Raw genomic sequence first — 24,416 nt, 5'->3', positions numbered from 1 at the left:
GTGAGCGCACAGTTCAGGAGCGTGATTATTCGACTCAACATCATACCGAACACCGCGCGCTAGCGCAGTTGATCTTCGCCACTGGTTGTAGCGGATGTTTCGCGGCCAGATTTTCAGTTAATTCTGAGGGTTTTCCCGCGGTTTGCTGGGGGGCTTGTCCTGTATAGTGGAGCCACTATGACGTATAAGAATTACCTGGGTGTGCGAGCCTCTGCGGCCGGCACTGCTCAACGATCGGAGCCTTCTAGTCCGGGCTCCGGATGTTTTTTCTATAACGCTAATGTTCTACCCAGCGCCAACTTCTTCTATTGCGCTGAGTGCGGAGCCGACATCTGATGTCGTGGCTCATGCTTCTTCTGGGTCTCCTCTTGGTCTTGGGGACTGCGTTCTTCGTTGCTGTTGAATTCTCGCTTGTTGCACTAGATTCGACCTCTGTTAAAAAGGCCATCGACGAGGGCGATACGAAAGCCCGCCCGCTTTATAAGGCGTTGAAGTCGCTTTCCACTCAGTTGTCTGCGGTTCAGCTGGGCATCACGATTACGACGCTACTGACCGGCTATGTCATTGAACCCGCGTTTAGTGCGTTGTTGGGGCCAGTTTTGCTGGGGTGGGGTGTTCCTCAAGCTGCCGCGGGCGCTATATCGCTGGTGGTCGCGATGGTGGTTGCGACTCTGTTGTCGATGATTTTGGGTGAGCTGATCCCTAAGAACATTGCGATCGCGGACCCGTATCGGATTGGCCGCGCGCTGGCCCGGCCCCAACTGATTTTCACTGCGGTTTTCAAGCCCGTGGTGATGGGGTTGAACGGTTTCTCGAACTGGGTTCTGGGTCTGTTCGGGATTGAGGCGAAAGAGGAACTTTCTGGCGCCCGTACGCCTGCTGAGCTTCAGAGTTTGCTTGCGCGTTCTGCACAGCAGGGGACTATGGATGCCAAGACCGCTAAGTTCTTGGCACGCACCTTGTCCTTTTCGGAACGTACGGCAGCCGATGTCATGACGCCTCGCATCAAGGTCGAGATGATCGAGGACGAGGTCCCATTGCCCGCCTTGATCGATCTTGCACGCCGCACTGGTTTCTCCCGTTTCTTGGTGATCGGTGAGGATGCTGACGATGTACTGGGCGCGGTGCACGTGAAGAAGGCTGTTTCGGTTCCGCGTGAGCGCCGCGATGAGCTGGTTGCCGGAACGATCATGCAGGATGTGATCCGGGTTCCGGAGACGGTGCAGCTGGATGACCTGATCGGTGAGCTGCGTGAGGCCCCGCTGCAGATCGCTGTTGTGGTCGATGAGTATGGCGGCACCGCCGGCATGGTCACGTTGGAGGACTTGGTTGAGGAGATTGTCGGTGAGGTCGCCGATGAGCATGACCGCACGTCTCCTGGTGTTCTGCAGACTGCCGATGGCCGCTGGTTCTTACCTGGCTTGTTGCGCCCGGATGAGGCAACGGATCAGATTCCGCGGCTGAAGGTTCCAGAAGGTAACGCGTATGAGACGGTGGGCGGCTTTGTGATGTCGACGCTGGGGCGTCTGCCGGTTGTGGGCGACACGCTGGGCGTTACAGGTGGCGTGCTTCGGGTGACGCGCATGGAGAAACGGCGGGTGGATCGGCTCGAGTTCTCTCCCGCGCCGGAGCCTTGCGAGACGGATGAGCAGGCCGATGCTGAGGAGGTGCAGGCGTAATGGACTGGTGGGGTCTTGTATGGCTTGTGGTTCTCTTAGCGGCTAACGCGTTCTTTGTCGCGAGTGAGTTCGCTGTGATGTCGGCTCGCCGCGCCCAGATCGAACCGAAAGCTCAGGCCGGAAATAAGCGTGCGAAGACGGCTCTGCAGGCGATGGAACACGTCACGATCGTGCTTTCGGTGTGCCAGCTTGGCATCACGGTGTGTTCGCTTCTGATCCTCATTGTTGCCGAGCCTGCGGTGCATCACCTCTTTGAGATTCCGTTGCATGCGATCGGTGTGCCGGATGCGGCGATCTCCATCATCGCGCTGGCTATCACGTTGATTGTGGTGACGTTCTTGCATGTGACGCTCGGTGAGATGGTTCCTAAGAACTTCTCGGTTTCGATGGCTGATAAGGCTGTTGTGATTCTGGCGCCGCCGCTGATGTTGATCGATAAAGCGTTGCGCCCCATCGTCCTCGCCTTGAACTGGATCGCCAATCACTCGGTCCGGGCTCTGGGCCTTGAACCCAAGGATGAGGTTGCCTCCTCCTTTACGGTGGATGAGGTCCAGCAGATCGTTGAAGAATCCACGCGTACTGGCCTGGTGGATGACGAGGCCGGCTTGCTCTCTTCGGCTTTCGAATTCTCCGATCAGGTGGTGCGTGACCTTGCAGTACCTATCGATGAGGTTGTGACTCTCGATGTGGACATCACTCCGGAGGAGTTTGAGCGTGCTGTTGGCCGCACGGGCTTTTCCCGTTTCGTGATGGTCGACGAGGACGGCGACTTGATGGGGTATCTGCACCTGAAGGACGTTATGGGGGTCCCGTTGGCGGATTCGCACCGTCCGATGCCGATCACTCGCGTTCGATCGCTGGTCAACCTGGGCGCCGATGTGGAGGTTGAGAAAGCGTTAGCCGTGATGCAGCGAACAGGCTCTCACGTGGCGCGCGTCCTGGACGAGGCGGGGGAGACCACCGGGATTCTGTTCTTCGAGGACGTTTTGGAGACGCTTGTTGGTGAGATTCGCGATGCGACCCAGCAACAGGGACAGCGCCGCCGGAATGTGCCTACAGAATCGGAAGCGTCGGCCGAAGCCACGTGAACCCGTTGTTTCCGGCGTGAGTAAGGCATCTCACTTTTGTCAGTTTGCTTAGGCCCTGGCCCCGTGCGTTATTGTTACTGAGAATAGTTTGCAATAGCGATGCGGGGCCTTGTGGTGTCCATCGCGCTAACACGGAAGGTTCTACGCATGGCGTTCGCAACCCCAACGCGCACTCGAGGCGCTAAAGTCAAGGGCCTGCTCGGCCTGGCTACCGCTATCGGTTTCGGCCTGGCCGTCTCTGGTTGCTCAGCAACTGGCGGCGAGAAGGCTACGGAAGAAAACTCCACTGATCAGCTCAACATCGTCGCAACCACCAACGTCTACGGCGATATCGCATCGAGCATCGCGGGTAATCACGGCGAAGTCACCAGCATCATCAGCAATGCGGCGCAAGACCCTCACTCATATGAAGCCACCGCGAAAGACAAGCTCCTGATCAAGAAGGCCGACGTCGTGGTCATTAACGGCGGCGGCTACGACTACTTCGCTGAACAGATCATCGAAGAGCTGGGAGACAAAGCCCCAACCTTGATCAAATCCTTCGATGGCGAAGGCCACAGCCACGATCACGGCGACCATGACCACGGTGATCACGACCATGACCACGGCAGCCATGACCACGGCGACCATGACCACGGCGAGAAGGGCCATGATGAGAAGGATCATGACCACGATCATGATCACGGCGAAGAAGGCCACGACCATGACCATGGAGATCACGACCACGGTCATGAAGGCCACAGCCACGATCACGGCGGGGAGAACGAACACGTGTGGTACGACTTGGATCACATGGAGGAGTTCGTAGGCGACCTCGGTAAGGAGCTTGCCAAGGCTGATTCGGATAACGCCAAGACGTATGAGGCCAACGCCGGCAAGCTGGCCGAGGAGATCGCTGGCCTGAGTGACTCGGATGAGTTCAAGTCCGCTAAGAAGGCCCTTGACGGTAAGTCCTTCATGATGACGGAGCCAGTTCCGGAGGCGCTGTTGAAGGAGCTCGGCATGAAGGATGCGACTCCAGAAGGGCTTTCCTCCGCGGTGGAAGCAGGCCAGGAGATCCCTGCTCTGGTGATTAAGCGTGCCGAAGATTCACTCAAGCAGGGTAAAGTTCAGCTGTTCGCTTTCAATTCGCAGACTGCTGACCCGCAGACCAAGAAGCTGTACGAAACGGCTAAGAAGGCGGGCGTGCCAACGGTTGATGTCACTGAGACGATTCCGGAAGGTAAAACGTTCGTTGAATGGATGAAGGACAACATCGCTGCCATCGCGAAGGCCGTGGACGCGAAGTAGTCTTCACCTGAACTAGTCCTGAACTGGATTAGTCGTGACTTAGGAATTCTGGAGTACACCTCACTTATGTCCGAGAACACCAAAGCTCCCGCAGTTGAGCTGATCGATGCTCACCTGTGCTTTGGGGACCGCGTCATTTTCGATCGGCTCAATCTCACGATCGAGGCGGGGGAGTTCGTCGCCGTCTTGGGGCCTAATGGCGCCGGGAAGACCACACTGTTGAAGGTTCTGCTGGGAATGCAGAACCTCACGAGTGGTCAAGCGCGGATTGCCGGGCATGGAGTGAGCGCGAACGCCCACGACGTTTCCGTGATCCCTCAGCAGCGTCCCATCCCCGAGGGGACCCCTCTTCGGGGATGGGACATGGTTGCCCAAGGCTTGGATGGGCAACGTTGGGGGCCGCGGCTGTTCGATCCCCGTCGGCGTAAGTTGAAGAAGCGGGTGGAAGAACTGATTGAACGGGTCGATGCGTCCTCTTACGCGATGCGGCCGGTGTGGCAGTTATCGGGTGGCGAGCAGCAGAGGCTACGTGCCGCGCAAGCGTTGGCGAGTAATCCGGCGTTGCTGTTGTGTGATGAGCCTCTGTTGTCTTTGGATGTGGCCCGCCAGCAGGAGGTCACCCAGCTGATTGCGGAGCAGGCCCGTCAAGAGGATTCGGCGATCATTTTCGTAACGCACGAGATCAACCCGATCTTGCCTTATGTTGACCGGGTTCTGTACCTGGTTGAAGGCCAGCACCGCATCGGTGCCCCGGAGGACGTCATCAACACGCACACGCTCTCTGAGCTTTTCGGCCGCCGGATCGATGTTGTGCGCCTGGGCGGGCGTGTCGCGATTCTGGGCAGCGAGGATCATGCCCATCACGATCATGAACACGACCACAGCCATGGTCACTTCGGTGAGGAGTTGCGCCGTGGGGCCTGAATTGTGGGAGCGGATCTTTTCATTCGAGGATTACGGCGAGCTTCTTGCTCTCGTGTGGCCGAGCATTATCGCGGGCGCACTGCTCGCGGTGATGGGTGGCGTCGTCGGCGTCATGGTCATGACCCGCGATATGGGTTTCGCGGTCCACGGGATCGCGGAGCTGAGCTTCGCGGGAGCCTCGATCGCGTTGCTGCTGGGCTACGACGTGGTGACAGGTTCGATGGTCGGCTCGATCATGGCGGCCCTCATCATGGGCCTGTTGGGTTCTGGTGCGCGTGAACGTAACGCGATCACGGGTGTGATGATGCCGTTCGGCTTGGGTCTTGGCATCCTCGCGTTGGCCCTGTATCAGGGACGTAGCGCCAATAAGTTCGGTTTGCTGACTGGCCAGATTGTGGCGGTGGATGATTCGCGTCTGCCCTCGATCGCGATCGGAACCTTCGTTGTCTTGGCTTTGCTAGCGCTGATGTGGCGGCCATTGATGTTCGCTTCGACTGACCCGTGGGTTGCTCGCGCCCGCGGTGTTCCGGTGGCGGGCTTGTCCACGGCGTTCATGATCGTGTTGGGTGTAGCGGTCGCTCTGTCGATCCACGTCGTGGGTGCGCTGTTGGTTTTGGCGTTGCTGATCACCCCGGCTGCGGCGGCGATGCGGCTGACGGCTAGCCCCGGGAAAGTCGTGGTGCTCTCCGTTATATTCGCTGAAATTTCGCTGGTGGGAGGGATATTGCTTTCCCTGGCAGGATCGCTTCCGGTGAGCCCCTACATCACAACGATTTCGTTTGTGATCTGGCTGATCGCCAGGGCCGTGGGGTCACGCACGATGGCGTGGAAACAGTAACGCTGAACGCGGGCGGAACACTGGAGGCAACAACACCGGCGTTGTTTACCGGTTGCGGGAGCACGTCGTTTATCGGTTGCGGGAGCACTCAGGGCAGTAGCCGTTGAGTTCGAGGTTGTGGTCTACGCCGGTGAAACCGTAGGCGGCGGCGAGCTCGTCGGCCCATTCTTCGAACTCGGGGGCGTCAACTTCTTCCGCGGCCCCGCACTGGCGGCATACGAGGTGGTGATGGTGGCCTTCGTCGTGGCAGCGGCGAAAAGCCATCTCGCCGCTTTCAGTACGGACCTGGTCAACAACCCCGTCTTCATGCATTTGGGTGAGCGACCTGTAGATGGTTGCCAGCGAAACCGTATCGCCATGGCTGAGCATGCACTGGTGAATCTCTTGTGCGGTACGGAAGTCTTCGTGGCGGCGGAGCTCTTCCTCAAGAAGCGCGCGTTGACGAGTGTTACGACGCACAGTTGTTGCCGGTTTCTTCGACATGCGTTCTCCTAAACTCACAACCTGGTCAGGGTTACAGCTGCATAGGTTACAGCCTCGATGCTCTTTCAGCATGACAGTCATCTACAGGTGCCACCAGTTTAGTGCGCCCGTGTAGTGCACGTGCTTGCCCTAGGAGTACTGCAACACTCCTAGGCTTCAAGCAGGGCTTGCCCCACGTATCCTTCCGCGCCCACTCCCGGAGGGACTAGATACACCCCGGAGCCGGTGGTTTTAAGGTATTCGACGAACATCTCATCGCGTGACATGTTTCTATGTACCTGAGCGAATCGAGCGGGGTCGTTGACGAACGCAATGAAGAACAGGCCTGCGTTGAGGCGTCCTTGATCGTCGTTGCCATCCACAAAGTTGTAGCCGCGGCGCAACATGCGAATGCCGTTGTTGTTGTCTGGGTGCACACGAGCCACATGCGAGGTCTCCTCGACTAACGGATTCCCTTGGCTATCGAGCTTGTGGAAGTCCACGGCAGTGAACTCGTCGCCGCCAGAGAGGGGAGCGCCGTCATGCTTGAAACGGCCGGTGACCCGTTCCTGTTCGGCTAGTTGGAGTGTGTCCCATATTTCGATCGTCATATAGATACGCCTGGCCACCAGGTAGCTGCCACCGCGTGCCCATTCGGGGCCGGAGGTAATCCATACATGCTCGTTGAGGGCATCGGTGTCTTCGGCTTTGATATTGGCCGTACCGTCTTTCTGCCCGAAAAGGTTGCGCGGCGTTTCTTGGCTGCGCGTGGTTGAGGAGGTGCGCCCGAACCCTAGCTGTGACCATTTGATGCGGGTTTTGCCTACCCCTATCCGGGTGAGGTTGCGGATCGCATGCACCGCCACTTGGGGGTCGTCCGCACAAGCCTGGATGCATAGGTCGCCTCCGCAGCGGTGAGGATCCAGAAAGTCATTGGTCATCACGGGCATGTCGATGAACTCTTTGGGCATGTGCTTACGCAATCCGAAGCGGTCTTTCCCGTCTGCGGTAACGAACAGTGAGCGGCCAAACCCGAAAGTCAGCGTCAGGCCGGCCGGGTCGAGATCGTATGCTTCACCGGTGTCATCTGGCGGGAAGTTCGGCCCGCCCCCAAAAGCGCCTCGCGCTGTTGTCTCACCACCCAAGACGAGGCGACGTGCCGCTTGGGTCCAGTCTTTTAAGACCGCGATAACGTCCTCGCGTGTGGCTCCGTCCACCATGTCGAAAGCGGCGAAGTGCATGCGGTCTTGCGCTTCGGTGGTGATTCCTGCTTGGTGCTCGCCTTCGAAAGGATATGTACTCGCTATCTCGGTGGGTTCTGTCTGGGAACGAGTTTTTCCCCAGGTGAACCCTGAAGCGCCTCCCAGGGCCAGTCCGGCGGCCCCGGCGCCGATCGCGCCGAGCAGACTGCGACGTCCAACGTTTCGGCTCGGTTCTGACTGTTCGGTTTCCGCCGATTTCTTATCCGGTTCGGTCATCACTTGATCTCCAAGACGGTTCCGGTGAGCTTGGATAGGGGTTCACGGAGTTTGTCGATCTGGTGGGTCAGCTCGGCTTGCTGTTCCGCTGTGACGGTGTCGTAGCTGACGAAGCCTTTGTCCAAGCTTCCGTATTTACCCAGTAGACGGTTGAGTTCGGTATATTCCTCCTCAATTTCTTTTATAAGCTTTTCGCCTTCGGCACCCTTGCGTTCAGCGATGGGTTTCACGAGGTCAAACGCAATCTTGGAGCCTTCGACGTTCGCTGCGAAGTCGTAGAGGTCGGTATGCGACCACCAGTCTTCTTCACCGGTGACCTTGCTGACGGCTACTTCTTCCAACAGATCTGAGGCCCCGTTAGAAACAGTTGCGATGTTGATCTGCTGATCTTTGATGAAAGTATCGGCCTCGACGGTCTTGCGAAGTTTCTTTACATCGGCTTTCAAAGAATCCGCAATCCGCTTGCGGTCCTTAGCGGTGGATGGCTTCCACTCGGCAAACGCATCAGAGCCGTCCGCGTTCTTCTCACCCTTCTTAGGTGGGAAGAGGTCTTTCTCCATGCGGTGGAAGCCGAGCCATTCCGTGAATGTTGGGTCGTCCTTCTTGAGGATGTCGGCCTCGGCGAGGTAGTCGACTTCGCGGTAGTCGATGCGCGGATCGAGCACACCCAAGGCTTCAGCGATAGGTTCGATGCGTTCGTAGTGCGTGCGTGTTGGCGCGTACAGCTTGCGTGCCTTATCGTCATCACCGGCCGCGTAGGCTTCAGCGAATTCAGTCACTTTAGGCTCAAGCTCGGTGACTTCCTTCTTCACGAACGCAACGTAGTCTTTGACGGCCTTGTCAAAGAGCTCCTTGTCCTGACCGGAGACCTCAACAGGCTTGCCGGTGACTGTGAACTGAGCTTCACCAACATTTGCTCCACGTAGCCCAGGCTTACACGCCGTGAAATACGTTCCTGGTTGGAGTGAAACGGAGAGCGTGGCTTCGGCGCCGGGAGCGATGTTCTCCTTTTCCGCTACGATGCGCAGTTTGTCTTCGCCTAAGAGGTAGAACTCCGTGACGATATCGCCTTCGTTTTTGATGGTGAATTGGCGAGAACCTGACTCCGCAGTATCGCTGGATACCGAGCATTCCGTATTCGTTGCCTTGACGTTGAGCGCACCATCAGATGCGTTAGGCTCACACGCCGTCAGCGCGGCCATCGTCAGGGCTATAACAGGCACGGAAGAAACGCGGATGATCTTTTTCATAGGTTGTCCTCACTCGTTGAGACTGATTGGGGATGTGGAACTGGTTTGGACTCGTTGGCCTCAGTGCGCCTCGGGTTCTTGGCTTCGCGTGCACGCCGAATAAACCTCGGGATCACAAGGACCATGTAGATAAACCATGCGAGTACTTCGAGCCACGACATTTGCGGAACGAATCCGACTGTTCCTTTGAGGAATGTGGCGAGCACACCGGAGGGGTCAAGCACATCGGAGATGTCGAAGGCCCACCCGAAAGGGAAAGCCGCACCCCAGAACGGGTAGGTGAAGAATCCGGTCAGGACTTCGCCGGTACGCGGGTGCGTAGGTGTGATGGGTGCACCGGAAAACGGTCCAGGCAGCACCGCGGCTTCCTGCAGGTCATGGATGCCGTATGCCAGCACACCGCCAGCCACCACGATGAGGGCGGCGCCTGACCACGTAAAGAAGGTGCTTAGATTGAAGCGGACGAGCCCTTTGAAGAGCGCCCAGCCCAGCGCAACCGCGACAATCACACCTGTCAACGCGCCCATGATCGCCAGTGGTTCGTTGACCCACCCCCACAAAATAATGGTGGTTTCGATCCCTTCGCGGCCCACGGAGATGAACGCGACAAAGAAGACGGCATATCCCACACTTTTGCGGCGGGCACGCAGCTTGTCGATGTCGCCTTCGAGCATCGAGTTCATTTTCTTGCCCGCGTTGAGCATCCAAAAGATCATGCCGGTGATCATGACAACGGCCAGGATCGACATCGAGCCGCCGATGATCTCCTGCGTGCGGAAGGTCAAACGCGAACGGCCAAAGGTACTCACTGCACCAATTGCTGCGGTGAGCACGAGGGCTATGATCACTCCGCTCCACATGGGGCGCAGGCTGTCACGGCGACCCAGTTTGCCGAGGTAGGCAACTAAAACGCCGATGATGAGCGAGGCTTCCAGGCCTTCGCGCAATCCAATCAACAGTGAAGCTAAGAACATTGAAATCCGAACTCGAGAACGGGGCACGGGGTCAAAACCCGCAGCCTCATCTAATTAGCGAATGATTCTATTCGCTAATTAGATGAGGCTAACCTATATCAGGCTGTTGGGTGAAAAGAGTCGGTTACGTTACACAGCCCAAGGGCTACCAAGCTCAGAGCCGAGTTGTGGGTCCAACGCAACGACTATGCAAGGGTGGAATCAAATAAAGTAGAGACATGACTCCTGCGAAGATCCCTTCCGTAGCCGTTCTCGCTGAAGCGCGCCGCCGCGCTGAACAAGCCGCCCACGATGCCGACGCCGCCAACAGCACTCAAGCCACGAGCGTTGATGCGCAACAAGACAAACCCAGCCCAGCGGCAGGGGAGCACGAAGACGAACCTGACCCGCGCATCGGGCGTAAGGACAAGGTTCTGCCAGCCCGTTTCGCCCAAGCAGGACAGCAACTCTTCACCTCTCAGGAATGGGAGGCCCAGCGGCTCGCCGCCTTCCAAGGCCACGCACACGAAGCGCTCGCCGTGGGCGTGCGGGAACTGGGTGGTCCGCTCGAGCAGTTCGCGATCCCACGTCGTGCGGCCGGGCCTCGGGACATCGTGATCGACCTCGAATACTGCGGCCTGTGCCACTCGGACGTCCACACCGCCCGCGGCGAATGGGGTTCCCGCGCGCTACCGCTGGTGACGGGACATGAAATGGTCGGGCGTGTGTGCGCGATCGGTTCTGAGGTCTACAACCGGCAGGTCGGCGAGCGCGTGGGCGTGGGGTGCATGGTTGGTTCGTGCCGTGTGTGTGAACCGTGCAAACGTCAAGATGAGCAGTTCTGCATTCATAACGCGGTGGGCACCTACGGTGCATGGGATGCCCCGCATTCGGAGCGGACGCAGGGCGGGTATGCGACGAGCATCGTGGTGCCGGAGGATTTCGTGCTGAGCATCCCGGAGCAGATCGGCCCAGCGCACGCCGCGCCGCTGCTGTGCGCAGGGATCACGATGTATGCGCCACTTGAGGATCTGCGTGTGGGGCCGGGGGACAAGGTAGCCGTAGCTGGTATCGGCGGTTTGGGACATATGGCGATCAAGCTGGCAGCCGCGATGGGCGCCGAGGTCACAGCGTTGACGCGGACTCCAGCGAAAGCTGAGGACGCCCGTCGGCTAGGTGCCCACGACGTCGTGCTCACCACGGATGAAGACGCTCTGGATGCTGCCCGTGGCCGATTCACGGTGCTGGTGGACGCGATTTCTGCGCCGCACGATGTGGGTGCACTGTTGGATCTGTTGGCTCCGCGAGGCACCGTGGTGCTCGCGGGCCTGCCGGCAGATACGGACGGCGCGGCGATGCCGTTGGTTGATCCGCGAACGCTAGTGAACCGGGGCCTGCGTCTGGCTGGCACTAAGATCGGCGGGATCGAGCAGACTCAGCGGATGCTTGAGTTCTGTGCCGCCCACGGTGTTGTCCCGGACGTCGAGATTGTGACCGCAGCGGACATGAACGAGGCATGGGACCGGATGGTCGCCGGTGAGCTCCACTACCGTGGGGTGCTCGATATCGGTAGCTTGGAATCCAACCTGAACGCCTAGCGAGGGCGTGAGGATTCAGGGCCCGCAATTCAGAGTAGACACTAAAAACTAGACGGCCCGCGGGGGCGGGTTGTTGGAGAGGAAGTTCCGTGGCAACGTTGTTTACCCGCATCATCAATGGAGAGCTTCCCGGCCGTTTTGTGTGGTCGGATGAAACGTGTGTGGCGTTCTTGTCGATCGGTCCCATCACTCAGGGGCACACGCTCGTGGTCCCGCGTGAAGAGGTCGATAAGTGGACGGATGCCTCGCCGGAGTTGATCGCGCACTTGTCTACGGTTGCTCAGACGATCGGTCAGGCGCAGCTCAAGGCGTTCGGTGCTGAGCGCGCGGGCCTCATGATTGCTGGCTTCGAGGTTGATCACTTGCACGTTCACGTGTGGCCGACCAACTCGCTTGAGGACTACAGCCTCGATAATGTTCAGAATGATGTGGCGGACGAGGTCTTCGATGAAGCCCAGCGCAAGATTCTCGATGCGCTCAAGGCGGCGGGCCACGAAGCCAACCTGCCTCAATAGCGCGGCGGATTGCTGCGGCAACTCCCGCAGTATGGCGGGGCGTTCCGCGGTTAGTGTTGGGCTTCTCGCAGCGCGGTTCGGATCCGTTTAGGGGATACGGACCGCGCTGTTCCCAATTCTTGGGCGAACAGCGACACGCGTTGCTCTTCGAGCAACCATTTGATGTCCAGGAGCTTCTCCGAGGGTGCGGTGCCTTGTGGGACGGCATCGAGGGCGTTGTCGTAGGCGTCTTCGAGCTCTTGGATGATGTCGGTGTTCTCGAGGTCGCGGGTCAGCGCCCCGGCCTCAACCTTCTCCATCCGCTTCTCAATCGCCTCCATATAGCGCGGCAGGTGCATCACGTTGTGACCGCCCGCCGCGGCAACGAACCCGGGATACAGCAGCCCGCGAAGTTGGGAGCGGATGTCTGAGACCGTATCGGCCAACGCGCTCGAGGTGTTCGAATCGAGGCGCGCCTGAACCCGGTTAGCGCTTGCCAGTGTCTTCTCGAGGCTCTTGATGAGCCCGAGTGTGGCCTCTATCAGCTCGCCACGCACGTGGTTAAACAGCGCCTTAAACCCGGCCTCATCCAGAGGCGCGTGCGGTGGGGTCAGCTGGTCGATCGCGGCGTAAACGGCGTCCTTGACGAACGTGTCTACGTCCCCGTGCGGGGTACGTGCGAACGCTATCTTTTCGCGGCTGGTCAGGTGATCCATGACGTAGCGCTGAGGTGAAGGCACCGTGAGCGCGAGCAAACGGATAGTCCCGCGGCGGTGGCCCGTGACGCGTTCGGACTCGGAGCGGTAGATCGTAACTCCCACGGCGTTCGTGAGGTCGCTCAGCCCCGGATAGCCGGTGATGTCACGGCCACGCACGGATGCTGAAACCTCGTGCGGGAAGCGGTTCTCAGGTAGCCCGGAAGGCCACTGGGTGAGCCCGCGCTGCTCCCACATACTGGATGCCTTATCAGCGCCCGATGCGGTGCCCGGGTTCTGTTTGGGCCCTGGCTTAGGTGCTGGCTTGCCGGCAGGCTTAGGCGTTCGCTTGCCCGCACCCTGTTTCTGGTTGCCGCCTCCCGCGCGCCGCTTCGCCTCACCGAGTTGCTCGGCAGAAACCCCGAGTTCGGATGCGATCGCCGCCCGGTTCTGGCTCGCAAGCTGAGCCTGCAGGGCGCTCAGGTCCTTCGAATCGCCGAGGATCTTGCCTCGGGCACCGATCACCTGGAACGTCGGTTTCAGATAGTCCGGCACCCGGCCCCAGTCCCAAGCCCCTTCAGGGATCACCTCGCCGCGCAGCCTGCGCAGAACCAGTTCGAGGCTCGGAAGCAACGCATCGGAGGCCGGATCAAAATCCTCAGCTAGCGCATCGGCGGCGGCCTGTGCAACATCGGGCGCTGGGACGAAAGCCTTCCGCACCTGTTTAGGCAACGAACGGATCAAAGCCGTGATCAGCTCGACCCGGAACCCCGGAACATGCCACTGGAACGGCTCGGGGCTCAGCTGGTTCAAGAACACGATCGGCACACGAACATACACGCCATCGCGGCCCGCGCCCGTGGGATCGAACGCATAACGCAACTCAAGCGAGAGATCATCATCCACACGCCACTGCTGCGGGTACGCATCGTGATCAAGCTCTTCACCATCGGCCTGCAGAAGCTTCTCCGGATCGAAATCCAGCAGGTGCGGATCCTCGCTGCGGGCCCCCTTCCACCAACGGTCCAGAGCCCGTTGATCAGAAACATGCGCGGGGATGCGCTGATCATAGAAATCAAAAAGCGCATGATCATCAGCCAATAAGTCATGGCGACGCATGCGGGTCTGCATCTCTTCAACCTCACGCAAACGCTTCAGATTGCGCCGGAAGAAAGCATGGCGCGTATCCCAATCACCCTCGACCAGCGCATGCCGGATGAACAGCTCGCGGGCCAGCGCCTTGTCAATGCGGGATAACTGTGCCCGGCGGCGAGCAACCACCGTGACACCGAACAGCGTGACCTTCTCATAGATCAACGCCGCCCCCTGCTGACGCGACCAGTGCGGCTCCGAATGCGAAACCTTGATCAGGTGTGGGGCGAGCTTCTCAACCCAGTCCGGGTTGAACTCAGCGACCGTGCGCGCCCACAGTCGCGAGGTCTCCACGAGTTCTGCGGCCATCGCGAACTCCGGCTTACGTTTAGCCAAAGCAGAACCGGGGAAGATCGAGAACCGTGTACCCCGGGCGCCAGCATACTCACGCTTGCGTTCATCCCACGAACCGATGTGAGAGAGCAACCCGCTCAGCAACGACATGTGGATCGCATCGTGCTTGCTGACCGGATCCACATCCCGGTTCGGTACCGAAATCCGTAGAGGCTTCACAAGTTTTCGCAACTGCTCGAACAGGTCCTGCCACTCACGCACCCGCAAGAAGTTGATGAACTCCGCGCGGCACAAACGCCGGAACGCCGAGGATGACAACTCACGCTGTTGCTCCTGCACGTAACGCCACAGATTCAGCAAGCCCGTGAAGTCTGAGGTCTTATCTGAAAAACGTGAGTGCATCTCGGCGGCTTTAGCGCGGTTACCGGATTCCTCCGATGGCCGCTCCCTCGGATCCTGAATCGACAGTGCGGCAGCGATCACCAGAACCTCAGTAGCCGCCGAATGCTTCGCGGCCTCCAGAATCATGCGGCCCAAACGCACATCCACCGGTAAACGCGCAAGATCCCGCCCAATGCGCGTCAACGGACCCCGCGGACGTTGAGGCACGCGGCCGCGACGGCCGCGTGGCTTGCGCTGTTGTTGCCGGCCGCTTTGATCCTGTTGCCCTGGCTCGGTGAGCGCGCCAAGCTCACGCAACAGGGTCACACCGTCACGCACCGCACGCGCCGGGGGAGCCTGGACGAACGGGAACTCGGCGATATCGTCCGGAGTCTGGATGACCTTCATCGCCGCCATCTGCAAAATCACAGACGCAAGATTGGTGCGCAGAATCTCCGGGTCTGTGAACTCCGGACGGGATTCGAAATCCTCTTCCGAATACAAACGGATAGCAATACCGTCAGCAACACGGCCCGAACGGCCCGAACGCTGCCGGGCAGAAGCCTGCGAAATCCGCTCGATCGGCAAACGCTGAACCTTGGTGCGGGTCGAATACCGCGAAATACGAGCCAACCCCGTATCCACCACGTACCGGATCCCAGGAACCGTCAACGAAGTCTCCGCGACGTTGGTGGCCAACACGATCCGCCGCTTGGAACCCGGCGCGAAAATACGGTGCTGTTCCGCCATCGACAACCGACCAAACAGCGGCAAAACCTCACTGTTACGCAACCTCGGCGTAGAACCAATGACCCCGTTGAGAGCTTGCTGCGCGTCCCGGATCTCACGCTCACCGGAGAAGAACACCAAGATATCCCCCGGTCCTTCCGCGGCCAGCTCCTTGACCGCATCGACCACCGCCGAGGTCATATCGACATCAGCCGCCGCTGAATCCGGATCCAGCTCATCCGCGCCGTCGTTCGGGTCTTCACCCACAGGCCGGTAGCGGATCTCCACGGGATAGGTGCGGCCTGAAACCTCGATGATCGGAGCCGGAGTGAGCTCACCAGCGGGATCCTTGGTGGCGAAATGCCGGGCGAAAGACTCCGGGTCGATCGTCGCCGAGGTAATGACAACCTTGAGGTCCGGCCGCTCGGGGAGGAGACGTGCGACGTGACCTAAGAGAACGTCGATGTTGAGCGAGCGCTCGTGCGCCTCGTCAATGATGATGCCCGAATAACGCGACAGCTGCGGATCGCCCGCGATCTCTGCGAGCAAAATGCCGTCCGTCATGAGCTTGATGCGGGTCTTCTTAGAGGACTCATCCGTGAAGCGGACCTGATAACCCACGTCATCGCCGATGGTGGTGCCCAGCTCTTCAGCCAAACGCTCAGCCACGGAACGCGCGGCGATACGGCGAGGCTGGGTGTGCGCGATCATGCCGCGCTCACCCGGAGCGGCGTCGGCAACACCCAAAACCTCGGCGAGCATCTTAGGGAGCTGGGTCGTCTTACCCGAACCTGTTTCGCCCGCAACCACGATCACTTGGTGATGCGTGAGTGCCTCAACGATCTCGTCGCGTGCGGCAGAAACCGGAAGCTCAGGAGGGTAAGAAATGCTCATCGACATGGTGAGACCATTCTAAGGTCGGTGCGAGTTGTAAAGGCGGCAGGCCTGCGGTCTGCAACTGCGCGCAACCACGCTAAGCGCCAGGCAGGGAAGCCTCGGCGGCGGCTTCCCACGAGAAATCAGAAGCGAGAGGGGAGCGGCGCGTATGAGCGAGCGCCCACGGGCCACCCACCTCGATCAACGCGGACTCCTCGATCCCACCGATGACCCGCGGGGCGAAACCCATGTGAGTCAACAGATCCAGGACTGTGTGAACCCGGGGATCGCTCGCTGGCGCGGAAGCCACGAGCGGCAATGCCGCAGGAGCCGAGCCGTCGGCGCCGAGCGCGGCGGCCTCGGCCCACACCGAGGCATCAAGGTGAGTCAAACCATGAACATGAACACATCCGGCAGGCAATCGCTGAGCAAGCTCTTCGCCAGCGGAACCAGCCGGAACATACATCGCCTGCTTAGGGCCCAACGCGGTCATCTCAACAGGATTCGAGATATCCACCACCGCAGCACGAGCCAACGCCTCACCCAGGCCAGTAACAACGTCGTTGATCGCCGAGCCAAACGGCAGAGCAAGAAACACAACATCAGCCGGCGGGACAGCCGCGCCATCCTGAGTGAAACCGGCAACAGCGCTCGCCGCATCGGGGGCCGCAACCACCACATCGTCTGCAACCGCCACATCGTCGACAACCACGCTGTCTTTCACCGCATCGCGGGCATCCTGAACAACCCACCCCAGCGTCTCAGCGTTACGCGACCACACCACCAAACGGCCACGCCCCGCCAACGCACGGGCACACAACGGAGCCAACTCCTGAGCCGCAAACCCAGAACCTAACAACGCAACCGTCGTCACGAAACCACCCTGCACAAACAACGAAACCCCATGCTTAAACGAAAAAGCGCCCCCGAAAGGATTCGAACCTTCGACCTTCCGCTCCGGAGGCGGACGCTCTATCCACTGAGCTACGGGGGCACAGCCATACAGAATGTAAAGCCGTCCTCGACAATAGCACCCCAGCGGGCGCCCGAGCGAATACGCCTCACCCGCAACCGTCACAACCGGTGCGCACTGACACATCCGCAATCCGCGATGCAACCGGTGCCAAGCCTCGGTAGGATTGAGCTTTGTGACTCCAGAACAGCTTTCCGCGCACCTTACCGAGATCCTCAACACCCTCAGTAACGAGGGGCGACTGAACGTCGAGCTACCAGAAACCGTCAAGGTAGAGCGACCAAAGAACCGCGACCACGGGGACTGGGCGACCAACATCGCCCTCCAACTCGGTAAGCGAGCCGGGCTCGCACCACGCGAGCTCGCCCAGATGATCGCCGAAAAGCTCACCGCAATCCTAGGTGTCGCCGCCGTCGACATCGCGGGCCCAGGGTTCATCAACGTGACCCTCGACACCGCGGCGGCCGCCGAGATCGCCCGCGGAATCGTCGAAGCGGGCGCAACCTACGGTCACAACGATGCGCTCGCCGGCCACAAAATCAACATGGAGTTCGTCTCCGCTAACCCGACCGGCCCGCTACACATCGGCCACACCCGTTGGGCGGCACTCGGGGACTCGATCGTGCGGATGCTGCGCGCATCCGGCGCCGATGTAACCGCCGAGTACTACATCAACGACGCGGGCTCCCAGATGGACGTATTCGCGACCTCGATCTACCGGCGCATGCACGGCCTCGAAGTCCAAGAAGGTGGCTATCCAGGCCAATACATCGCTGATATCGCCGAGCAGATCCTCGCAGAAGACCCCAGCGTCAAGGAGCTCGCCGAAGCCCAAGCGATACCCGTGTTGCGTGAACGCGGCTACACCCTGCAGATGAAAGACATCAAGGACACCCTCGCCGACTTCGGTGTGTACTTTGACGTCTACTTCCCAGAATCTGACCTGCACAACCAAGGCAAGGTCGAAGAAGCAGTCGCCCGACTGAGGGAACAAGGCCACGTGTTCGAAGAAGACGGCGCAATCTGGCTGCGCACTTCCGAATTCGGTGACGATAAAGACCGCGTCCTGATCCGCTCCACCGGGGCGCCGACCTACTTCGCCGCCGATGCCGCCTACTACCTCAACAAGCGTGACCGCGGCTTCGCCGAGAAGATCTACTTGCTCGGTGCAGACCACCACGGCTACATCGGCCGCCTCAAAGCCATCGCAGCCGCCGCCGGCGACGACCCTGCTGTCAACCTTGAGGTGCTCATTGGCCAGCTCATGAGCGTCAACGGCGCCCGCCTGTCCAAGCGTGCCGGAAACATTATCGAGCTCAAAGACCTCATCGAATGGCTCGGGACCGACGCGCTGCGTTACTCGCTCGGACGCGTACCGGCTGACTCGCCGATCGACCTTGACCCAGAACTTCTGCGCACCGCAACCAACGAAAACCCCGTTTTCTATATCCAGTACGCCCACGCTCGCTCCCGCCAAGCCGCCCGTGCAGCAGCCGACCGCGGTGTGGACCGCTCCGTGTTCGACGCGAGCCTGCTGAACCATCCAACCGAAAACGACCTGCTGGCAGCGCTCACCGCCTATCCGTCGGTCGTGGCAGCGGCAGCCGAGCGCCGCGAACCGCACCGTGTAGCCCGCCACATCGAATCCGTCGCGGCCGCCTACCACACGTGGTACGCCGCATGCCGCATCACGCCAGTAGGTGATGAGCCAGTCGAAGACGTGCACCGCACCCGCTTGTGGCTCAACGACGCCACCACCACGGTGATCGCCAACGGACTCGAACTGCTCGGTGTGAGCGCGCCAGAAAAGATGTGACACTACTAGAGCGAGTGCACTAGCAGACGTGACAGCCCACTCGAAGCGAAGGATCTTGATGAGCACGACACACCCATCGCCGCTGGCCCCTGACTGGCTGGCAGTCCCGGAGAACTTCAGCGACCTGGCGCGCGCTAATGGGCCACGCTTGTTCCCTCGTTCAGCGCGGCGCGACCCCTCGGGCCAGGTGGTGATCGGCGGGGTTGCCGTTGAGACGATCGCGCGCACCTACGGCACACCGATCTATGTGATCGACGAGGACGAACTGCGCACCCGTGCCCGTGCCTTTAAAGAGGCCTACGATGAGGCCTTCGCTGACCTAGGTGGCGGAGCGGACGTCTACTATGCCGGGAAAGTGTTGGTCACCAGTGAGGTGATCCGCTGGGTCACAGAAGAGGGATTGCGCATCGACACCGCTTCGGGCGGGGAGATGGGACTGGCACTAGCGGCAGGTGCGGACCCAGCCCACATCGGCCTGCACGGCAACAACAAATCCGATGCCGAACTGCGGCGCGCGATCGACGCGGGAGTGGGCCGCATCATCGCGGACTCACTCGAAGAGATCGAACGCATCAACCAGATCGCCCACAGTCGAGGCGCCACTGCGCCGGTCATGCTGCGACTCACACCAGGCGTTCACGCCTCGACGCACGAGTTCATTGCGACTGCGCACGAAGACCAGAAATTCGGGCTCTCGATGACGCCACGGCCCGGCGCCGACCTCTCGGCAGCTGCGCAGGCGGTGGCTCAGGCCCTGGACGCCGAGAACATCGAGCTGATCGGCTTGCACTGCCACATCGGATCGCAAATCTTTGAATCCGCAGGCTTCGAAGAAGCAGCCCGCCGCTTGCTGGGCTTCATGGCGTGGATCAAAGAAACCCACGGCGTTGAGCTTGGTGAACTCGACCTCGGCGGCGGCTACGGCATCGCCTACACCGAAGCCGACACGCCACGGGAACCACACGAGATCGCCGCGGGAATCGCTCACGTGATCCGTGAGGAAACCGAACGCCTCGGTATCACATGCCCGCGCATCTCGATTGAGCCAGGCCGCTCCATCGCAGGCCCTGCAGGCGTAACCCTCTACACCGTCGGGACCATCAAGGACGTCACGGTGGAAACCGAGGCGGGGGAGTCCGCCGCCCGCCGCTACATCTCCGTAGATGGCGGAATGTCAGATAACGCCCGGCCGGTGCTGTATGACGCGGACTATTCAGCGGTGCTAGCCTCCCGCACATCGCATGCACCTGGCGCGCTCTCCCGCGTGGTAGGAAAACACTGCGAATCCGGTGACATCGTGGTCCGCGACGTGTATTTACCCAACGACGTCATGCGAGGCGACATCCTGGCTGTGCCGGCCACCGGCGCATATTGCTTCGTTTTGTCATCGAACTACAACATGCTCACTCGTCCTGGCATTGTTGCTGTTAAGGACGGTAAGCACAGGCTCATCGTGCGCGGTGAAACAGTCGATGACCTCTACGCGCGCGACCTAGGTTTGCAGGACTAGGACTGCACACCTAGGCCTGTACAGCTGAACTGTCACCGACCAGGCCCGTGTCCGTACATACCGGGCCGGACACTCTTCTGCTGAGGAATTGAGGAACCAACAACCTATGACCACCACACTGAAAGTAGCCTTGCTCGGCGCCGGAACTGTTGGGGCCGAGGTTGCCCGGATTCTGCGTCAAGACCACGAGGTTTTGCAGGAGAAGACCGGGGCGGCACTCGAGCTGAGCCACGTGGTGGTTCGTAACACTGAGGCTGATCGTGGCCCGTGGATTGACCGCGGCATCATTTCGGACGACGCTTCTGCCGCGATCGCTGATGCGGACCTCGTGATCGAACTCATGGGCGGGATCGAACCAGCCAAGACCTACATCGTCGAGGCGCTCTCAGCCGGCAAGGATGTGGTCACAGGTAATAAGGCGCTCATCGCGGAGTCTGGCGCTGAACTCAACGCGCTGGCACGTAAGAAGGGCGCTCAACTGTTCTACGAGGCCGCTGTGGCCGGTGCGATCCCGATCTTGCGGCCCATCTACGAATCGCTTGCGGGTGACAACATCACCTCGGTCATGGGGATCGTCAACGGCTCCACAAACTACATCCTCGACAAGATGGACCGCGAGGGCGCATCGCTGGAAGCCGTGATGGAGGAGGCCTCAGCGCTCGGCTACCTCGAAGCGGACCCCTCGGCCGACGTCGACGGTCACGACGCAGCAGCCAAGGCCGCGATCCTTGCGACCTACGCATTCGGAACCCCATACACGATCGATGAGGTCTACACCGAAGGCATCCGCTCGGTGACCGCAGCTGACGTCAAAGCCGCGCAAGAGAACAACCAAGTCATTAAGCTGCTAGCCATCGTCAACAAGACAGAGACCGGGGTCAGCATGCGGGTCCACCCCGCACTCATCTCACGCGAACACCCACTCGCTGCCGTCCACGGGGCGTTCAACGCGGTGTTCGTCGAAGCCGAAAACGCAGGCCAGCTCATGTTCTACGGTGCCGGCGCAGGCGGAGCCCCTACCGCATCGGCCGTGATGGGGGATGTTGTGACGGCCGTGCGGCAACGCATCAACGGGACCGCCCTCCAGCCGTTCACCTTGCCGGAAGGTCTGCCGGCACTGACGATCGACGAAACCGTAACCCGCTACACGATCGGAATCGAGGTTGAGGACACCACGGGTGTGCTCGCCCAGATCGCCCAGACCTTCGCGCAGCACGGTGTTTCGATCGAATCGATGAAACAGGAGTCCCTCGCCGCTACTGACACCGAGAACTCTGGTGAGCCGCGCGCACTGTTGCGGCTCATCACCCACGCCGCCCAGGAATCCGGTTTCACAGCGACTGTGGAAGACCTTAAGAAATTGGACGTGGTCCGAGGCATCTCCTCGGTTCTGCGCGTTGAAGGAGGAGAAGCCTAAATGGCTCACCAGTGGCGCGGGGTCATCCGCGAATACGCTGACCGTCTACCGATCGGTAAAGACGATCGCATTGTCACGCTCGGAGAAGGCGGCACACCTCTGGTGTATGCGCCGGCCTTATCGCAAGAGACGGGCAATGACGTCTACCTCAAGGTTGAGGGCATGAACCCGACCGGTTCCTTCAAGGACCGCGGTATGACGATGGCGATCACGGCCGCAGTGAACGAAGGCGCCAAGGCTGTCGTGTGTGCCTCCACTGGCAACACGTCGGCTTCCGCGGCGGCTTATGCCAAGCAGGCGGGGCTGACGTGCGCGGTCTTGGTTCCGGACGGCAAGATCGCGATGGGTAAGCTCTCCCAGGCGATCGCGCACGGTGCGCAGATCATCCAGATCGACGGCAACTTCGATAACTGCCTCGATGTTGCCCGGAAGCTCTCGGAGTCATATCCGGTGTTCCTCGTCAACTCGGTCAACCCGAACCGCATTGAGGGACAAAAGACGGGTGCTTTCGAGGTGGTCGATTTCTTGGGCGACGCCCCTGACTATCACCTGTTGCCGGTCGGTAACGCCGGCAACATCACCGCGTACTGGAAGGGCTATAAGGAGTACGCGAACAAGACCGAGAACCACCACGGTGAGGTCATGGAACCGGTCGCGACCAAGACCCCGATCATGTGGGGCTTCCAAGCAGAAGGTGCGGCTCCCATCGTCAAGGGACACCCAATCCTTGAACCAGAGACCGTTGCGACAGCCATCCGGATCGGTAACCCGGCATCCTGGAAGCAGGCTGAAGCGGCGCGTGACGAGTCTGGCGGCCTGATCGGTTCCGTGACCGACCAGGAAATCTTGGAAGCCCACCGCTGGTTGTCTTCACGTGAGGGCGTGTTCGTTGAGCCGGCCTCCGCATCGGGCGCTGCGGGCCTTTTGAAGATGCATCAGGCCGGGAAGGCCCCGGAAGGCAAGACGATCGTGATCACCGTGACCGGCCACGGTTTGAAGGACCCTGAATGGGCCGTGAAGTCCGCACCTGCTGAGGAAGCCGCCCCGCGCAAGCTGCCGTTCGATGTGCACACGGTCGCTGAAGCACTCGGCTTGGTCTCTTCCGGCGGCGCTACATCTTCAGGTGACTCCGCCGGCGCAGACGGCGCCAACACCGGCGACGCATAGTTATGGCGAGCGGATGTGAGCCGGCTCGTGATGAGTGCGGCCGCTTGAAGCTGGTTGCTGGCCGTTCCGTGACGGTCAACGTTCCCGCCACGAGCGCGAACCTTGGGCCTGGTTATGACAGTTTGGGTTTGGCGTTAGGTTACGGCGACCGCCTGGTGGTCCGGACGCTTGCCAAACCCGGTGTTTCGGTTGAGATCACCGGCGAGGGCGCTGAGACGCTCCCGCGGGATGAATCGCACCTTGTGGTCAGGACTCTGCGCCGTGCATGCACCGACCTTGGGGTGGCCGCCGATGTGCTCGATTGTGTGGGCCTTGAGCTGATTGCCGAGAACCATATTCCTCACGGTCGCGGGCAGGGATCTTCGGCCGCGGCGATTGTGAGCGCGGTTTTCGCAGCAGCTGGCCTGTTGGGACTGGATGTTGACCGGGAGCGTGACGTTTTGTTTCAGCTCGCGGCCCACTATGAAGGGCATCCGGATAACGTTGCGCCGGCCGTGTACGGCGGCTACACGATTTCGCTTGCCGAAGACGCGGTGGATGCATCGGAACCGGTGAGCGTGGATGCGGCCCGGGAAGACAGTGAAGACCACAGAGCGGTTACTGCGTGCGGTGCGACGCTGAGCCCAGTCGCTGGGGTCGAGTTCTCCACGGTGGTTGCCAGGGTTCATCCGCAATTGACGCCTGTGGTTGCGGTTCCTCAAACCACGTTGTCCACCCACGCCGCCCGTAGCCTGTTGCCGGCGGTCGTGGATCACGCGGATGCCGCCGCGGATGCTGGCCGTGCAGCACTGCTGACATACGCGCTCACGAAGGATCCGCGCCATCTGATGCGGGCCACGCGGGATTGGTTGCATCAACGTTTCCGCGCTGAGGCGATGCCGGAGTCAGCCCGGCTGGTGCGTGCTGCTCGAGCCGCGGGGTGTGCGGCTGTGATCTCGGGCGCCGGTCCAACGGTGTTGGTGCTTGCCAACGGTGAAAACCATGCCGATGCCGCACTTGAGGTTTTGAAAGACGTCACATCGGGAGGCGGCTGGGATGTCTTCATGCCAGGTCTTGACGAACGAGGTGCTATGGTAGAGGTGCATCGGAACGCTTGTTGAGCGTATGAGATGCACGTTCCACCGAAGTACCGCGTCTAAGGCGCATGTGCGTTGACGTGTGTAGAAATGTACATCGGATGGATGGGAGTCTTGCTCTATCCTGGCTTCGATACCGGTCGAGGTATCAAGCGAGTCGGCGTGAGGCCACCGTCAGCGGTTGCTGGAAATACTTTGGTTTCTGTAACTGGTTTGGTTTCCAGGCCTACTGTCACGGTGCTCCTGGCAAGAATCCCGTTGCTGTGACCACCGTTT

General features: G+C 60.3%; 18 protein-coding genes and 1 tRNA gene. 12 read left to right on the top strand and 7 right to left on the bottom strand.

The annotated features are described in order from the left end of the window. The first annotated feature begins 335 nt into the window (after window positions 1–335). The 5 genes from MHJ63_RS08225 to MHJ63_RS08205 all read left to right on the top strand — a co-directional run bounded on the left by MHJ63_RS08225 (window position 336) and on the right by MHJ63_RS08205 (window position 5,819). Window positions 336–1,679, top strand: coding sequence for a hemolysin family protein (locus MHJ63_RS08225; protein ID WP_239447014.1), 1,344 nt, complete (start codon window positions 336–338; stop codon window positions 1,677–1,679). Beyond that, entirely contained in the window at window positions 1,679–2,767 is a 1,089-nt protein-coding gene (locus MHJ63_RS08220) for a hemolysin family protein (protein ID WP_070490442.1), read from the top strand. Before MHJ63_RS08225 ends, MHJ63_RS08220 begins: the two co-directional genes overlap by 1 nt. Before the next feature lie 147 nt (window positions 2,768–2,914). Next, window positions 2,915–4,057: a metal ABC transporter solute-binding protein, Zn/Mn family gene (locus MHJ63_RS08215; protein WP_239447012.1), complete on the top strand. Its 1,143-nt coding sequence runs from the start codon at window positions 2,915–2,917 to the stop codon at window positions 4,055–4,057. Between the two features lie 66 nt (window positions 4,058–4,123). After that, window positions 4,124–4,981 (top strand): metal ABC transporter ATP-binding protein, encoded by an 858-nt coding sequence (locus MHJ63_RS08210; RefSeq protein WP_239447002.1) that lies wholly within the window; start codon window positions 4,124–4,126, stop codon window positions 4,979–4,981. Further along, the gene (locus tag MHJ63_RS08205) at window positions 4,944–5,819 is read left to right on the top strand and encodes a metal ABC transporter permease (protein ID WP_239447084.1); all 876 of its coding nucleotides are present in this window, start codon (window positions 4,944–4,946) and stop codon (window positions 5,817–5,819) included. Before MHJ63_RS08210 ends, MHJ63_RS08205 begins: the two co-directional genes overlap by 38 nt. A 69-nt stretch (window positions 5,820–5,888) precedes the next feature. On the opposite strand, the gene MHJ63_RS08200 is transcribed toward MHJ63_RS08205, so the two are convergent. The 4 genes from MHJ63_RS08200 to efeU all read right to left on the bottom strand — a co-directional run bounded on the left by MHJ63_RS08200 (window position 5,889) and on the right by efeU (window position 9,983). Beyond that, window positions 5,889–6,302, bottom strand: a complete 414-nt coding sequence (locus MHJ63_RS08200; protein ID WP_070490436.1) for a Fur family transcriptional regulator — start codon at window positions 6,300–6,302, stop codon at window positions 5,889–5,891. A gap of 149 nt (window positions 6,303–6,451) precedes the next feature. Further along, window positions 6,452–7,759 carry an iron uptake transporter deferrochelatase/peroxidase subunit gene (gene efeB, locus MHJ63_RS08195; protein ID WP_070507055.1) on the bottom strand — a complete coding sequence of 436 codons (1,308 nt, stop codon included), beginning with the start codon at window positions 7,757–7,759 and terminating at the stop codon, window positions 6,452–6,454. Next, entirely contained in the window at window positions 7,759–9,009 is a 1,251-nt protein-coding gene (efeO, locus tag MHJ63_RS08190; RefSeq protein ID WP_070490432.1) for an iron uptake system protein EfeO, read from the bottom strand. Before efeO ends, efeB begins: the two co-directional genes overlap by 1 nt. Beyond that, window positions 9,006–9,983: an iron uptake transporter permease EfeU gene (gene efeU, locus MHJ63_RS08185; RefSeq protein ID WP_035754572.1), complete on the bottom strand. Its 978-nt coding sequence runs from the start codon at window positions 9,981–9,983 to the stop codon at window positions 9,006–9,008. Before efeU ends, efeO begins: the two co-directional genes overlap by 4 nt. A gap of 218 nt (window positions 9,984–10,201) precedes the next feature. On the opposite strand from efeU, the gene MHJ63_RS08180 reads away from it, so the two are divergent. Then, a complete protein-coding gene (locus MHJ63_RS08180; protein WP_083285373.1) occupies window positions 10,202–11,560 on the top strand; it encodes an NAD(P)-dependent alcohol dehydrogenase in 1,359 nt (452 codons plus the stop codon). Window positions 11,561–11,649: 89 nt separating this feature from the next. Further along, window positions 11,650–12,075: an HIT family protein gene (locus MHJ63_RS08175; protein WP_035754574.1), complete on the top strand. Its 426-nt coding sequence runs from the start codon at window positions 11,650–11,652 to the stop codon at window positions 12,073–12,075. A gap of 50 nt (window positions 12,076–12,125) precedes the next feature. On the opposite strand, the gene hrpA is transcribed toward MHJ63_RS08175, so the two are convergent. From hrpA to MHJ63_RS08160, 3 genes are all read right to left on the bottom strand, one after another. Further along, on the bottom strand, window positions 12,126–16,205 hold the full coding sequence (hrpA, locus tag MHJ63_RS08170; RefSeq protein WP_239447000.1) for an ATP-dependent RNA helicase HrpA: 4,080 nt from the start codon (window positions 16,203–16,205) through the stop codon (window positions 12,126–12,128). A gap of 73 nt (window positions 16,206–16,278) precedes the next feature. Continuing rightward, window positions 16,279–17,055, bottom strand: coding sequence for an NAD(P)-binding domain-containing protein (locus MHJ63_RS08165; RefSeq protein ID WP_239446989.1), 777 nt, complete (start codon window positions 17,053–17,055; stop codon window positions 16,279–16,281). A 47-nt stretch (window positions 17,056–17,102) separates the two neighbouring features. Next, window positions 17,103–17,175: transfer RNA gene (locus MHJ63_RS08160), tRNA-Arg, on the bottom strand. Window positions 17,176–17,329: 154 nt separating this feature from the next. On the opposite strand from MHJ63_RS08160, the gene argS reads away from it, so the two are divergent. From argS to thrB, 5 genes are all read left to right on the top strand, one after another. Next, window positions 17,330–18,970: an arginine--tRNA ligase gene (argS, locus tag MHJ63_RS08155; RefSeq protein ID WP_338110389.1), complete on the top strand. Its 1,641-nt coding sequence runs from the start codon at window positions 17,330–17,332 to the stop codon at window positions 18,968–18,970. A gap of 58 nt (window positions 18,971–19,028) precedes the next feature. Continuing rightward, window positions 19,029–20,480 (top strand): diaminopimelate decarboxylase, encoded by a 1,452-nt coding sequence (lysA, locus tag MHJ63_RS08150; protein WP_239446988.1) that lies wholly within the window; start codon window positions 19,029–19,031, stop codon window positions 20,478–20,480. Window positions 20,481–20,586: 106 nt separating this feature from the next. After that, the gene (locus MHJ63_RS08145) at window positions 20,587–21,897 is read left to right on the top strand and encodes a homoserine dehydrogenase (RefSeq protein WP_239446987.1); all 1,311 of its coding nucleotides are present in this window, start codon (window positions 20,587–20,589) and stop codon (window positions 21,895–21,897) included. Further along, window positions 21,898–23,064, top strand: coding sequence for a threonine synthase (gene thrC, locus MHJ63_RS08140; RefSeq protein ID WP_239446986.1), 1,167 nt, complete (start codon window positions 21,898–21,900; stop codon window positions 23,062–23,064). A 2-nt stretch (window positions 23,065–23,066) separates the two neighbouring features. After that, a complete protein-coding gene (thrB, locus tag MHJ63_RS08135) occupies window positions 23,067–24,164 on the top strand; it encodes a homoserine kinase (RefSeq protein ID WP_239446985.1) in 1,098 nt (365 codons plus the stop codon). Window positions 24,165–24,416 lie beyond the last annotated feature (252 nt).

The sequence above is a fragment of the Pseudoglutamicibacter albus genome, from assembly GCF_022346425.1.
GTDB classification, from domain to species: domain Bacteria; phylum Actinomycetota; class Actinomycetes; order Actinomycetales; family Micrococcaceae; genus Pseudoglutamicibacter; species Pseudoglutamicibacter albus.
The sequence above is the reverse complement of the archived record's forward strand: the minus strand, read 5'-3'. Positions and strand labels throughout refer to the sequence as shown.

What these genes read in the sequence shown, in the direction of transcription:
- efeU (WP_035754572.1), bottom strand. Translation starts at nt 9,983, where the DNA reads ATGTTCTTAGCTTCACTGTTGATTGGATTGCGCGAAGGCCTGGAAGCC.
- MHJ63_RS08215 (WP_239447012.1), top strand. Translation starts at nt 2,915, where the DNA reads ATGGCGTTCGCAACCCCAACGCGCACTCGAGGCGCTAAAGTCAAGGGC.
- efeB (WP_070507055.1), bottom strand. Translation starts at nt 7,759, where the DNA reads ATGACCGAACCGGATAAGAAATCGGCGGAAACCGAACAGTCAGAACCG.
- MHJ63_RS08225 (WP_239447014.1), top strand. Translation starts at nt 336, where the DNA reads ATGTCGTGGCTCATGCTTCTTCTGGGTCTCCTCTTGGTCTTGGGGACT.
- MHJ63_RS08200 (WP_070490436.1), bottom strand. Translation starts at nt 6,302, where the DNA reads ATGTCGAAGAAACCGGCAACAACTGTGCGTCGTAACACTCGTCAACGC.
- thrB (WP_239446985.1), top strand. Translation starts at nt 23,067, where the DNA reads ATGGCGAGCGGATGTGAGCCGGCTCGTGATGAGTGCGGCCGCTTGAAG.
- thrC (WP_239446986.1), top strand. Translation starts at nt 21,898, where the DNA reads ATGGCTCACCAGTGGCGCGGGGTCATCCGCGAATACGCTGACCGTCTA.
- MHJ63_RS08145 (WP_239446987.1), top strand. Translation starts at nt 20,587, where the DNA reads ATGACCACCACACTGAAAGTAGCCTTGCTCGGCGCCGGAACTGTTGGG.
- MHJ63_RS08210 (WP_239447002.1), top strand. Translation starts at nt 4,124, where the DNA reads ATGTCCGAGAACACCAAAGCTCCCGCAGTTGAGCTGATCGATGCTCAC.
- efeO (WP_070490432.1), bottom strand. Translation starts at nt 9,009, where the DNA reads ATGAAAAAGATCATCCGCGTTTCTTCCGTGCCTGTTATAGCCCTGACG.
- MHJ63_RS08180 (WP_083285373.1), top strand. Translation starts at nt 10,202, where the DNA reads ATGACTCCTGCGAAGATCCCTTCCGTAGCCGTTCTCGCTGAAGCGCGC.
- hrpA (WP_239447000.1), bottom strand. Translation starts at nt 16,205, where the DNA reads ATGTCGATGAGCATTTCTTACCCTCCTGAGCTTCCGGTTTCTGCCGCA.
- lysA (WP_239446988.1), top strand. Translation starts at nt 19,029, where the DNA reads ATGAGCACGACACACCCATCGCCGCTGGCCCCTGACTGGCTGGCAGTC.
- MHJ63_RS08205 (WP_239447084.1), top strand. Translation starts at nt 4,944, where the DNA reads ATGGTCACTTCGGTGAGGAGTTGCGCCGTGGGGCCTGAATTGTGGGAG.
- MHJ63_RS08220 (WP_070490442.1), top strand. Translation starts at nt 1,679, where the DNA reads ATGGACTGGTGGGGTCTTGTATGGCTTGTGGTTCTCTTAGCGGCTAAC.